At 35.9% G+C, this 12439-nt stretch carries 16 protein-coding genes; 10 read left to right on the top strand and 6 right to left on the bottom strand.

Translation table 11 applies throughout. The features are described from left to right. Positions 1-154 precede the first annotated feature (154 nt). Positions 155-313 (bottom strand): DUF4021 domain-containing protein, encoded by a 159-nt coding sequence (locus tag LQ203_RS04365; RefSeq protein WP_230156026.1) that lies wholly within the window; start codon positions 311-313, stop codon positions 155-157. Between the two features lie 189 nt (positions 314-502). Here LQ203_RS04365 and LQ203_RS04360 point away from each other — a divergent pair, with 189 nt between their 5' ends. Then, positions 503-1156, top strand: a complete 654-nt coding sequence (locus tag LQ203_RS04360; RefSeq protein ID WP_230156024.1) for a lysozyme family protein — start codon at positions 503-505, stop codon at positions 1154-1156. Between the two features lie 131 nt (positions 1157-1287). On the opposite strand, the gene LQ203_RS04355 is transcribed toward LQ203_RS04360, so the two are convergent. The 4 genes from LQ203_RS04355 to LQ203_RS04340 all read right to left on the bottom strand — a co-directional run bounded on the left by LQ203_RS04355 (position 1288) and on the right by LQ203_RS04340 (position 3896). Next, the gene (locus LQ203_RS04355; protein WP_230156023.1) at positions 1288-1836 is read right to left on the bottom strand and encodes a DUF402 domain-containing protein; all 549 of its coding nucleotides are present in this window, start codon (positions 1834-1836) and stop codon (positions 1288-1290) included. A gap of 119 nt (positions 1837-1955) precedes the next feature. Then, entirely contained in the window at positions 1956-2456 is a 501-nt protein-coding gene (locus LQ203_RS04350) for a VOC family protein (RefSeq protein ID WP_230156022.1), read from the bottom strand. 428 nt (positions 2457-2884) lie between these two features. Continuing rightward, on the bottom strand, positions 2885-3298 hold the full coding sequence (locus LQ203_RS04345; RefSeq protein ID WP_230156020.1) for a VOC family protein: 414 nt from the start codon (positions 3296-3298) through the stop codon (positions 2885-2887). Positions 3299-3428: 130 nt separating this feature from the next. Continuing rightward, positions 3429-3896, bottom strand: a complete 468-nt coding sequence (locus LQ203_RS04340; RefSeq protein ID WP_230156018.1) for a DinB family protein — start codon at positions 3894-3896, stop codon at positions 3429-3431. Between the two features lie 176 nt (positions 3897-4072). On the opposite strand from LQ203_RS04340, the gene LQ203_RS04335 reads away from it, so the two are divergent. Both LQ203_RS04335 and LQ203_RS04330 read left to right on the top strand, forming a co-directional pair. Next, positions 4073-4564, top strand: a complete 492-nt coding sequence (locus LQ203_RS04335) for a hypothetical protein (protein ID WP_230156017.1) — start codon at positions 4073-4075, stop codon at positions 4562-4564. 290 nt (positions 4565-4854) lie between these two features. Further along, positions 4855-5235, top strand: a complete 381-nt coding sequence (locus LQ203_RS04330; protein ID WP_230156014.1) for a VOC family protein — start codon at positions 4855-4857, stop codon at positions 5233-5235. Positions 5236-5500: 265 nt separating this feature from the next. On the opposite strand, the gene LQ203_RS04325 is transcribed toward LQ203_RS04330, so the two are convergent. After that, positions 5501-5821: a 2Fe-2S iron-sulfur cluster-binding protein gene (locus LQ203_RS04325; protein ID WP_230156013.1), complete on the bottom strand. Its 321-nt coding sequence runs from the start codon at positions 5819-5821 to the stop codon at positions 5501-5503. Between the two features lie 276 nt (positions 5822-6097). Between LQ203_RS04325 and cdaS the strand changes: the two genes are divergently transcribed. The 7 genes from cdaS to LQ203_RS04290 all read left to right on the top strand — a co-directional run bounded on the left by cdaS (position 6098) and on the right by LQ203_RS04290 (position 12424). Continuing rightward, positions 6098-6718 carry a sporulation-specific diadenylate cyclase CdaS gene (gene cdaS / locus LQ203_RS04320; RefSeq protein ID WP_230156008.1) on the top strand — a complete coding sequence of 207 codons (621 nt, stop codon included), beginning with the start codon at positions 6098-6100 and terminating at the stop codon, positions 6716-6718. 371 nt (positions 6719-7089) lie between these two features. Next, positions 7090-7713, top strand: coding sequence for a TetR/AcrR family transcriptional regulator (locus tag LQ203_RS04315; protein ID WP_230156006.1), 624 nt, complete (start codon positions 7090-7092; stop codon positions 7711-7713). Positions 7714-7780: 67 nt separating this feature from the next. Then, positions 7781-8665, top strand: a complete 885-nt coding sequence (locus LQ203_RS04310; RefSeq protein WP_230156003.1) for an ABC transporter ATP-binding protein — start codon at positions 7781-7783, stop codon at positions 8663-8665. Between the two features lie 6 nt (positions 8666-8671). Next, positions 8672-9469, top strand: a complete 798-nt coding sequence (locus tag LQ203_RS04305) for an ABC transporter permease subunit (RefSeq protein WP_230156001.1) — start codon at positions 8672-8674, stop codon at positions 9467-9469. 45 nt (positions 9470-9514) lie between these two features. Then, positions 9515-10312, top strand: coding sequence for an ABC transporter permease subunit (locus tag LQ203_RS04300; RefSeq protein WP_230155999.1), 798 nt, complete (start codon positions 9515-9517; stop codon positions 10310-10312). A 367-nt stretch (positions 10313-10679) separates the two neighbouring features. Further along, positions 10680-11426, top strand: a complete 747-nt coding sequence (map, locus tag LQ203_RS04295) for a type I methionyl aminopeptidase (protein ID WP_230155997.1) — start codon at positions 10680-10682, stop codon at positions 11424-11426. Positions 11427-11671: 245 nt separating this feature from the next. Next, positions 11672-12424: a helix-turn-helix transcriptional regulator gene (locus LQ203_RS04290; protein WP_230155995.1), complete on the top strand. Its 753-nt coding sequence runs from the start codon at positions 11672-11674 to the stop codon at positions 12422-12424. Positions 12425-12439 lie beyond the last annotated feature (15 nt).

The following is a 12439-nucleotide window of genomic DNA, read 5'->3' as shown; positions in this document are numbered from 1 at the left end:
ACTTTATAGGTTTTTTTGTATGTCCAAATAATCAGTTTAGATAAAGCTACGTACGGACCTAAAGTATAAGATTCAAGAGTTTCAATAGCGATGAAACTCATAAAAAAAAAACGCCATACAAGGCGCTTAACAAAACTATTAAAGGTACTAATCGTTACTTTTCTTTATCGTGAAGCTTATCCTCATATTCGGTTTCCAGCATCCCATACAAACCATTCATCTCTTGTTCGTCTGGATCTGCCCCAAAGTCATTCGTATATTTATTCTTATTTCTTTCTTCAAGTATTTCTTCTTGATCAATTTTCTTATCCATACATATCACCTCCAACTACTAGGGTGTCTCATTGTCACAAAAATATACGTTTGTGACTAAGTCAGAAATTTATGAGAATACCCATTTAAAAGTAAAAGCAAGATCAATATAAATGGAATTCTAAATAGTTATTACTCTTACTATTTGTTAATATATGAATATATAACCTAGGAATAACGGAGAGATATTGTGAAGAAGAAACGAAAGAAAAGAAAGAAATCAAAGAACATTTTTATCATTTTTATCCTGATTTTTGCATTTTTGCTCATAAAGGAAATCATGAAAAGCCCGTTTTCAGGCAATGTTTCCACATCGGTAAATTCGATTAATTCTTTTACGAACGTCGAAAAGTATCGTTCCCCTCTCAATAACGAATTAGCAAAATATGGCCTCGAGGATCATACCGCGACATTGATTGCTTTGATGCAGCAAGAAAGTCGCGGAAGGGGTGGTGATCCCATGCAGGCCTCAGAATCTGCCGGACTTGATCCGAATACAATCACAGATCCAACGGAGAGCATTAAGTATGGAGTGAAACATTTCAAGAGGATCAATGAATACGGCAACAAAAAGGACGTGGACTTTGCTACGATCCTTCAAGCTTATAACATGGGAATTGGGTACATTGATTACATTGCAAAGAGAGGGGGCAAACATACTGAAGTGCTTGCGAAGAAGTTCTCAATGATTCAGGTCGAAAAAAACCCCACGCTTTATGATTGCGGCGGAGACAAAGGAAATTTCCGATATCCCTATTGCTACGGAGACTACTCATATAGTGCGAAGGTAAAGAAGAACATTGATGAACTTGAAAGCATATCTGCTCAAGCAGATGGAGAGTAAAAAAACTTTTTCACTTTTTAAGTAACATTTTTAAAATCTATTTTCATACAATGAAGACTACTGGCCTACCAAATGAATGTAGGCCTCTTTCTTTTGTGAAGAACCTAGTCTCTAACAACTATTAATTGTTATCAGTTGTTCCACAAGGAAAGAAGGTCTTCATGTTTATATGAATTCTCAGAATCAGAAAGCGTTTGAGAAAGGATACTATCAATGGAATCCAATAAAGTGTTTAGAGATTGTCGGACAGACCCATTCTCAAATCGGTCTAAAGGCACAGGTAACTCGTCCTCGTCTAAAATGAAGTGGTTCCCATTAGGAAGAACCAAAATATCAATGATCAAATCCTCAAAAGAAACCAACCTATCCGTCATATATGTATTTTTTACAATATTGAAATAGGAGCCTAAATAATTCCCTTCATGATCTCTCCAGATGTACAAATTATAAGGCCGGTCTTTCCAATAATATGCGATTGTATAACTGCCGATAGGAATGGTTAATTTTGTAGGACCCGCTTTCATCGTGAAGGAATCCATGATTTCATGAAAAAGCACGACATGTTGTTTGTGTGCTTTTAACAGCAAACAGTTATGTTCTACTACTAAGGAGTCGTAGCGGATTTTTCTTTCTATTAATTCATCTCCACGTTGAATGGCTGGTGTAAATATATTGTCCATCGTTATATTTCTCCTTAAAAAGCTATCTAAATCATTTTACATGTATACTTTGAAAGATTTTTCTTTTCTAATAGGAATTACAACTTAATAGCACAACCTACAAGATTATTTCTTGGATCTTATTCCTTGTATGCCTGCATTAAAGTTTTTATGTCAATTTTCTTCATTTGGAGCAGTGCTTTCATAACACTTTCCGATTTTTCATGATTGGATTCGTTCACCATCTCGGATAGATTCGCAGGGACAATTTGCCATGACACACCAAATTGATCTTTCAGCCAACCGCAGACTTGCGCCTTTTCATCTCCGCCTTCTGAGAGTTTTTCCCAATAATAGTCCAGATCTTCTTGATCCTCGCAATGGATGATAAAAGATATTGCCTCTGTAAATCTGAATTGCGGACCGCCATTTAGCGCTACGAATGATTGTCCTTCTAGTTCAAATTCAACGGTCATTACTGATCCCTCTGGCATTCCGTGGATTTGATTTCCTTCATTTCCATAGCGAGTGATTCTTCCGATCTTAGAATTTTCGAAAATAGAAGTGTAGAACTTCGACGCCTCTTCAGCTTGTGTATCAAACCACAAGTTTGTTGTGATTTTTTGAATTTTATTTTTCATAATTTCTCCTTTTCGGTTTACATGTTTAATACGCTTTTAATAAGTATACCCTGCTGTAATAGGGGGTATCAGTATATGAGGATTTATTCGATAAGATTAAATATCTTGAATGTACCCTAATACTATACACCATTAATCATGAACCAAGAAAACGATGACAATAAGGATTGCTGAAGTCATAAATGTTTTGTGTTATTCATCTTTTACTAACCCTTCTTTTATCAAATCCCTCTATTTTAAAGGCCTTTATATAGCAGCCCCATCATGTCATCTCTATAGATTAACGAAAAGTTATTTTTTTATATGCTAGTATCAGGCATCTTTGCATCATGTTGATGGAAATTACAAAAAGGATATAGAAGCTTTTCACCAGTGAAAAGCCCCATATCCATATTGCAGATGCCTCAAAAAAGTTTCATGTACTTTTCTTAGCTACCAACGTTGAATTGCCAATTAATCCCAAATTTATCCGTTAACTGACCATATAGTTTACTCCAGAATGTTTCTTGAAGATCCATTCCGACCGTGCCGCCTTCCTTAAGTTTATTAAAGACCGATATAATCTCATCCAAATCATTAGAAACAAATGCAAGGCTGATATTATTTCCTTCAATAAAAGGCATACCAGGAAACACATCCGAAAACATGACATTGCTTCCATTAATATTCAGCCTTGTATGCATGACTAAATTTTTTGCTTCATCTGGCAGGGGAAATTCAGGGCTAGGTGGTGTTTCTCCAAAGGTCATGATTTGTGGTGTTTCCGTTCCGAAAACCTGTGCGTAGAACTCGACTGCGTTACGACAATTTCCATTAAAATTAAGATATGCATCAACTGACATTTAACTCACTCCTAAACAAATATAGTTTCTTGAATTCCTAAGTTTTCACTTTTTTTTATAAATGATTCACAAAGATATTAAGTTGCTTTTAATAGACTCGCTTCATGTTCAAATATGCTTATGAATTAGACTATTCCCTGACGAAAAATTCCGGTGGTTCAATCCCAAGTGTTCTAAGATAGATAAAACCCTGTCCCCTATGATGGATCTCATTTTCCAAGGCATATTGAAGTCTCGAAAAATGGCTTTGTGCTGGTCCGAAAAATGGATCCTTTTCAACCACTTCGAGTGTTTCCTCGGTAATTTCCTGCCACATCTTTCTAGTCTCTTCCCTTACTTTCTCACATGCTTTCAGTAGATCGTCTTTTTTAGAAATTGAAGCAAATGAATCTTGAAATTCCCATTCGTTAAGAGCAATTCCACGTATATAAGCTCTCTCAATGTTCATAATTTCTTTAACCATCACTGCAAAAGGACGAAGTTTCTCAACAGGTGTATAGTGAAATAATTCCTCTTCAGGAAAAGCTTCAATCGCCCGGATTGTCAATCTCCTGTTTCCTTCCCATATATCTAGCAAACCTTCTTTCGATAGAAACATATTTCACTCCCCTTTGATTCAATACTCTGTATAGTTGTTCTATGGAAAATTGAAAAGTCCTGCAAATTCTACAATAAATAGCAATTTTGCTTATTTTCAGGGAAGACTCCTTTAAAAAGAGGTATAATTATAATGGGTTTAACGATTGGATAGTTAATGGGGAGAAATTACAAAGTATGTTCGGTTTCTTAAATAAAACAAAATTAATTACAAATGATTTAAAGGGTATGGCTAAACTTATGTATCTGGATGTATCAAAAGATACTTGGGATCAAGAAAACCTATCGAAAAGAAATTTAGACTTCACTATTGAAAGCATTCGTTATATGGATGTTTATACGAAAAGATTACTGACTACTGAAACGGGGAAGTCACTGTTACTTGCTCATTTTGATACGTTAGTGATACGAACCGGTGCATATATTGGAGAAGTAATAAAAAGTGAAATCAAAAAGGATTATAAATGGTATGAGTTTGATTCTGTATTTCATTATTCCTCTATACTTGATGGAATACCTAGAGCCATTAAAGAAGAGACAGTTCTTTACTCCAAAAAGGAAGATATCGCTATATTACCTTTAACGGAGGTAGCGCAATATATGACAGCAAAATCGACGTACCCAGATTTGTTATCATATGTAGAAGAAATGATTAAGCAATATTTGTAAGTGAATTGATTAGCGGAGCAATGGCAGATAAGTTCTCAGACAAGTATCTATAAACATGAGGAGCCTTTGAAAGTGTCCTGTTTCTAAAGCAACAAGTTGGGAAGGTTTCAAAGAAAAAACGGTGGCGCGTTTTTAATTGAATAACCTAGAAGTTATGGGTTATGGTAAAAATTTACTAAATCTCACATTTGGTATAATTTAAATAAGTAGTTGTATGTTAAATGCATTGGTATAACGCTCAAACGAAAAAATAATAATGAAAACAGAACCAATGGAAAGGGAGTAAACAAATGATCAATCAAGTCGGCCAAATAATGTTATATGTAAATAACCAAGATGAGACATTGAAATTTTGGACTGAAAAAGTGGGGTTTAGGGTAGTTTCTGAAGAAGATAACGGCCAAGGGCTAAGGTGGATTGAAATTGCTCCAACAAAGGATGCACAAACGAGTATTATCCTCCACAATAAGGAATTCATTGCTAAAATGCAGCCTGAATTAAATCTTAATACACCCTCTTTAATGTTTTTCTCGGAAAATCTCGATGAATTATATAAAGACTTTTCGGATAAAAACATCAAGGTCGGAGAAATGGTAAGTATGCCTTCTGGACGAGTATTTAATTTTGCTGATAATGAAGAAAATTACTTTGCGGTCATGGAAAAAAAGTAACATGAACGATTATAAGCCGTTTGGATGTTTAACTGAATCACTATAGCAATAGTAGTCAGATATATAGCATTACAAATCGGTATGCAAATCCCCACAAGCGTTGACAGATTGCTGTCGATGCTTTGTGGGGATTTTTGTTTGTTAGTGGGCCATGCTTGTCCCCGCTTAATTGACTCAACATTTATCTACCAGTTGATGCCGGTTCCAGCTTATATTTTTGATGTTAGGATTTTATGAATGGTCCGCTAAATAATATCGGTTCATTTTAGTCAGCTGGTCTTGGTCCAGCGTCAATTCGAGAGTTTTCTACAGTCATGATCGGTCGAATGGTTATGTCACCACTCACATATATTTGACAAGATAAACGCAAATGGTCTTCCATTCCTTTTTCCTCCAAAGCCTTTTTTTCTTTATTTGTTACCTCGCAAAAATCACCTGCCAATATTTCTATTCTGCAAGTCGTACATTTTGCTTTCCCTCCACAACGATGGAGAATATTTATACCGTTATCTTCTAGTGCTAATACTAACTTTTTCCCCATTTCTACTTCAAAAGTTCCCCGGTCAAATACAGTTACGTTAGGCATTTTATACCACCTCAAATTATAAAATATCTTCCAACTACCTTCTAACATGTTTTAGGCTTTAGTTTGCCCCATATGACATTATAAAATGTAGCAATTATTGATGGTGTTAAAGATGAAAGAAGAATGGAAAACTACTTTTGTTTAACATGCTTATTCCATAATGAATAAATAATTCCCGTGAAGACAAACTTTAAGTACATTAATAAATATTTAACAAGCCTTATTAACTGAACTTTTGAGGCAAATTCATTTAGAAGAAAAGGGAGGTACATGGCTGTGAATAATGCCAATTGCGACTTTTCACCAATGAAACAAATTTTAAAAGAAGATATTCGCCAAGTAATAATGGCTTTACAAAATAATTTAGAAGCAATGGATGATGAAAACTATTGTCTCCTCGGAAATTTCGAGAAAATTAAAGAAAATTTTGTAAACATTGATATGAAAGCTGCAACCTTTTATTTAAACTGTTATTTGTCTCCTTTTACTGACAAATATCCGGAATTAACAATTGGCGTACAAAATATGTCGAATTTGAGACATGGTGGATTAATTGTGATTCAACGGGAGGATTCTCTTGAATCTTTGATTCAACCAGGTATTCCAATCAGAGCAGAGTTAACCCATTCTTTATTGGAATCAATTTTCTTTCCTGGAAATCCGCTTCATGATGGTGCTGTCCTGGTTAGTCTTAATCAGATAAATTCAGCAGCAAATGTCCTTCCACTTTCAGATAGATCATCAGGCGGCAAAAAGCTTGGAACACGCCATCGCGCTGCTTTAGGTTTAACTGAACGAAGTGATGCGCTTGTAATGGTTGTATCTGAGGAAACAGGCAGAGTTTCATTTGCCTTAAACGGGAACCTGTACCCAATTACTAATCATGGGTCTCTATAAATGAAATTTTCAGTGCAACCATCTTTTTATTAATTTCAGAAGAACTGTTAATTTGTTAGGCCCTTTTTTGATGTGTATAAAAATAGGTGTTTATTCTTTACAGTACCCAACTTTGGTGGTGGTCTTATCAAAAAGAACGATTCAAACGAATATATGTAGAGCGTGTTTTTGATTAGAAACATTTTCAAAACAGGCTCTTTCTTTGTCCGTTATCAAGGTTAATCGTGAAAATTTGAGTAAACATTCAATTTCATTTTTTTGTAAAAAATATAGCTTGAACAATATTGACCATAGAGGTCAATGGCAGTACAATTTGATTGACTAATGTGGTCAACCGTAAAATTAGAATGAAAGAAAAGAGGGCTCCCCCTATGTTTTCAAAATTTTTAAACATGGATAAGGAAAAACAAGACCGTATAATAAATGCTGCGATAAAGGAATTTGCCCAGAAGGGATATGACAATGCATCCACCAATGAAATCGTCAAGGAAGCAGGAATATCAAAGGGGTTATTATTTCATTATTTTCAGAATAAAAAGCAATTATATTTATTCTTGTATGAACATATGATCGATATTTTAATGGAAAAAATTATGGAAAATATAAATTGGGAGGAAAAAGACATTTTTGTCCGCTATCGGCAAATCGCATTGCTGAAAATTGAAATATATAAAATTTATCCTGAAATGCTAAATTTCGTTAAGTCAATCTATAAAGACTCCTCCCCTACAGTGAAAATTGACATTAACAGCAGGGGTAAGGAATTGTTTGAAAGCTCCTTTAATAAATTATTTTCCGATATTGATCTTTCTAAATTTAAAAAAGGGATTGATAGTAAAAAGGCGATTAACATTATTAATTGGACAGTGGAAGGATTCGCGTATCAAATGCAAGAAAAAGCATTGTCCCTATCCCTGGAGCAAATCGCTAGCGATGAGACAATGGCAGAAATGGAAGAATACTTGGAAATACTAAGGGATTCTTTGTACGAATAAGGCAGTGATCAATCATATATAAAATTAGTAATTCCGCGTACTGAGGAGAAAAAGGGAGGTATGATAAATGAACGTAATAGAAATTAAAAATCTAACCAAAACTTACGGCAAATCTAGAGGAATATCCGATATTAGTTTTAATGTTGAACAGGGTGAAATTTTCGGGTTTATTGGACCGAATGGTGCAGGGAAGTCGACAACGATTCGTACATTATTATCGCTCATTTACCCAACGAGCGGCAGCGCCACGATTTTTGGGAAAGACTGTATTCGATTTGCTCCAGAAATAAAAAAGGAAATTGGCTATTTACCATCAGAAGTCTTTTACTATGACAATATGAAAGTAAAGGAACTTTTAAAATACTCAGCCAGTTTTTATAAAAAGGATTGTAGTAAGAGAATCAAAGATTTAGCGGAAATTATGGACTTGGATCTCAATAAAAAAATTGATGACCTTTCCTTAGGAAACAAGAAAAAGGTCGGGATTGTTCAAGGGCTTCTCCATGAACCTAAACTTATTATTTTGGATGAACCCACGAGCGGGCTTGACCCATTAATGCAGCAAAAGTTCTTTGAACTATTAGAGGAAGAGAATAAAAAAGGTGCAACGATCCTATTTTCGTCACACATCCTTAGCGAGGTTCAAAGATTATGTAATCGAGTTGCCATCATTAAAGAAGGTAAAATCATAACGGTAGAAAAGATTAGTACGTTACAGGAGAACAACTATAAAAAGTTTAAAATTGAGACGAAATATGCTCTAGACAAGGATTATTTCCAAATCGGCGGGGTTAATAAATTAGAGGTTAACAATAACGTAATCAGCTTTTTATTTAGAGGTAATATCAATACGGTGATGAAAAAAATCGCGGAAATCGATATCGCGAACCTGTGGATCGAAGAGCCAGACCTTGAGGAGATCTTTATGCATTATTACGAAAAGGAGGCCTAGGAAACCATGAATATCTTTATGCATGAATTGAAGGCTTATCGAAAGTCTACGATCATATGGTCGCTATCGTTAATTGCGATCATCGTTATTTTCATGTCGATGTATTCTTCATTTGCTGAGGATGCAGAGGATTTTAAAAGAATATTGGAAAATTATCCAGAGGCGTTAAGAAACGCACTCGGGTTTAATCAAGAAAATTTCTTTACTATTTTAGGATTCTATAGCTTCCCATTATCGTTTATTACTCTTTGTGCAGCAATCCAGGCTATGAATCTAGGCACTTCCATTGTCAGCAAGGAAGTCCTTGCAAAAACTGCGGACTTTTTGTTAACGAAGCCTTTTACCCGTAATAAAATTTTGACAGCCAAGTTATTGGCAGCTTTTGTTTCGATTGTCATGACGAATGTCGTTTATTTTGCGGCAGCTAGCTTTGTGGCATTACAAGTCAAGACAGATGATTTTAGCTTGAAAATTTTCTTTTTGCTGTCGCTTACAATTTTTTTCATACAACTCCTATTCTTAGCCTTTGGGATCATCATTTCTGTTATTGTCCAAAGAATCAAATCCGTGCTGACCGTCTCGCTTGCCACTGTCTTTGTTTTCTACTTTGTGGGAATGTTCAGTGATACGACAGGTGATGAAGTGAAACGTTATATTTCGCCGTTTAAATATTTCGACGCGGCCTATATCATTAAACATTCCAGCTATGAAGCAACATTTTTGATTGTTGGTGCAGTTATTATCCTTCTTGCCATAGCAGCTAGTTATGTCGTCTATAACAAGAAGGATATACATGCTGTTTAAGAGTGCTTGCTTTACTTGTGGAACACTAAATGGAGGGGTTGGGTCATGAATATATTTTTAAAAGAAATGAAGTATCATCGAAAATCGCTCATATTTTGGAGCATCGGTGTCTTCCTTATGGTGATATCAGGAATGACTAAATATGAAGCATATTCGTCATCGGGGCAATCGATAAATGATTTGATCGCAGATATTCCAAAATCGTTGCGGGCTGTATTGGGTTTCAGTGATTTAGATTTAACGAAGGCCAGCGGTTACTATGGAATGCTTTTTCTCTATTTATTATTAATGGCAACCATTCATGCGGTAATGCTTGGAGCGACCATTATTGCAAAAGAAGAAAGGGATAAAACATCCGAGTTTTTATTCGTCAAACCAGTATCTAGAAGTAAAGTCATTACAACTAAGCTATTGGCCGCTTTCACTAATATCATAATCTTTAATCTCGCAACATTCCTTTCGTCCATTATTCTGTTAGGGAAATACAGCGATGGAGAGGCGGTTAATAGTGAAATAGCGATATTAATGGCGGCAATGCTCTTTTTACAGGTCTTGTTTATGGTCATCGGCAGCGCACTTGCTGCTGTAAAAAAGAAGCCAAAGTCGGCTGCATCAGTAGCGGCTGGAATCCTTTTACTAACGTATATGTTATCAATCGTTATTGATTTGAATGAGAACATTGAAGGCTTAAGGTATTTTACACCATTTAAATATTTTGAAGCGAAAAATGTAATGTATGGCGGCGGTTTGGATGTATTATTTGTAGTCATTTCACTAATATTGATTCTTACACTTTTGGTCGTCACCTATGTTTTTTATAAAAAAAGAGATTTGAATGTTTAGTACAATGACCGTAATCACTAATCCAATGGCGTGTAAGATGACGAGTTTGTCCAGCAAGAGCTTCCGAAACATGCTATCCACCTTTTATTTACGTCTGGTTTTCCTCAGGGAGAGTCTTGGTCATGATTGATAATAATCAAGCCATAACCTAAGTCAGAGCTAACAACCCCAGTCACGGGAGACGATCTGAAGAAGTATTAGCCATCAAATTATTTTGTTTGTCATCAGATGATTATGGATAAGGAAAGGATCAATTTATTAACCCTGTGATTTTAACCGGGTTTTTGGTTGCTTTTTATATAAAAAAAGGCATATGATAAAAAAGGAGTCTCAATCAGAAAAGATATTAAACGAAAGAGGATTTTAAATGATTACAATAAAAAGTGAACGAGAAATACATTTGATGCATGAAGCTGGCAAGCTTCTTGCTGCGACGCATAGAGAAATCGCTAAAATGATCAAACCGGGCATTACGACTTGGGAAATTGAAGAGTTTGTCGACAAGTATCTTGCAGAGCATGGTGCAACGCCGGAACAAAAAGGCTATAATGGCTACAAATATGCAACGTGCGCATCAGTGAATGATGTAATATGCCATGGCTTCCCGCAAAAGAAAGCTCTAAAAGAGGGCGATATCGTAACGGTTGATATGGTCGTGAATCTTAACGGCGGTTTGGCGGATTCTGCTTGGACATATGCAGTTGGTGAGGTTTCAGAAGAAGCCCAGCGATTGATGGATGTTACCAAGAATGCCCTCTATAGAGGCATCGAAGTGGCACGGGCAGGAAATCGTCTCGGAGACATAGGTCATGCCATTCAATCCTATGCTGAAGGTGAAAAATTTTCTGTCGTCCGCGATTTCACAGGACACGGAATCGGGAAAACCATGCACGAAGACCCAACAGTGCTTCATTATGGGAAACCAGGTAAAGGTGCACGACTAAAAGAAGGAATGGTCATCACGATTGAACCCATGTTGAATGCAGGAACATGGCATATGAAGATGGACCAAGATGGCTGGACGGCAAGAACGGCAGATGGAAAGTTTTCGGCTCAATATGAACATACTCTCGTCATTACAAAAGAAGATCCAATCATATTAACGGAACAGTAATCAATAAAAAGGAATGGCCTAATCATGGGCTGTTTCTTTTTTTTTGGTTAAGACTATTCCATAATAAACCTCGACAGAATATTCTGAATACACTTATCCTAAAATGGAGTAAATCCGCAAAAATAAGTACTAGGTAATTACGGATTAAACACTTTACTAATATGTGGCAGCACAGGATAATAAGGGAGAAGGAAGAAATATTTAATGGATGAGTCATATAACAGGATATCAAGGAGGTTTTGACAGTGAAGAAAGGGGAAAAATTATCGACAACGGTAGAATCGGTTGGGTTAAGTCAACGAGAATTTTTAACGATTTTTTTACTTCATTCTTTGAGAATAAAAGCGAATTATCCAAGGGCGATTCATCAGGACCTGAAAAATACGTTTACTGGAAAAGTGCATAGCTATGACTATCTATGTAAAATATCTAATACGCTTGTCGAATCCAACCATTTATCATTATACACAAGTAAGGGAAGAAATTATTATCAAATAACGGAAAAAGGAAACGAGCTTTATGTATGGTACCAAGAGCATTTCCTGGAAAGGTTTTCAGAAGTGAAAAAGGTCATTGACCGCTTCATGTTCGATTTGAGGGGTTCGGGTGAAAATCCTCCCGTACTTAAAGAACTTCCAGAAGAATATAGGTCGTATTTCTCGAAAATAATATCGGTGAAGGACCTTGTCCGTTATGTCACATTAAAAGCGGCTTTTACTAAAAAGCCCATTTACATGGGGGAAATTGGCGATTTGCTTAAAAATCAATTCGGCTGGATTGCTTCTAACGGGTATTTATACGATCTTTCTCACGAGATGGAAGAGAACGGACTTCTGGTTGGCAGATGGGAAAGTGAAAAACGAACAAAACGTTATTTACGAATTACCGATGAAGGTCAGCATCATTACAAACAGATTGCGGATTCCGCTGCTTTTCAAGTACAGGAAATCCAAAAATACATGGCCAGTGTCGTAATGTTCCTAAAAGAAAAGTCTTAAATCATTATCAGAAAT

The organism is Peribacillus sp. Bi96 (assembly GCF_918698115.1).
Taxonomy (GTDB): Bacteria; Bacillota; Bacilli; order Bacillales; family DSM-1321; genus Peribacillus.
This window is presented reverse-complemented; position numbering and strand designations above follow the sequence as displayed.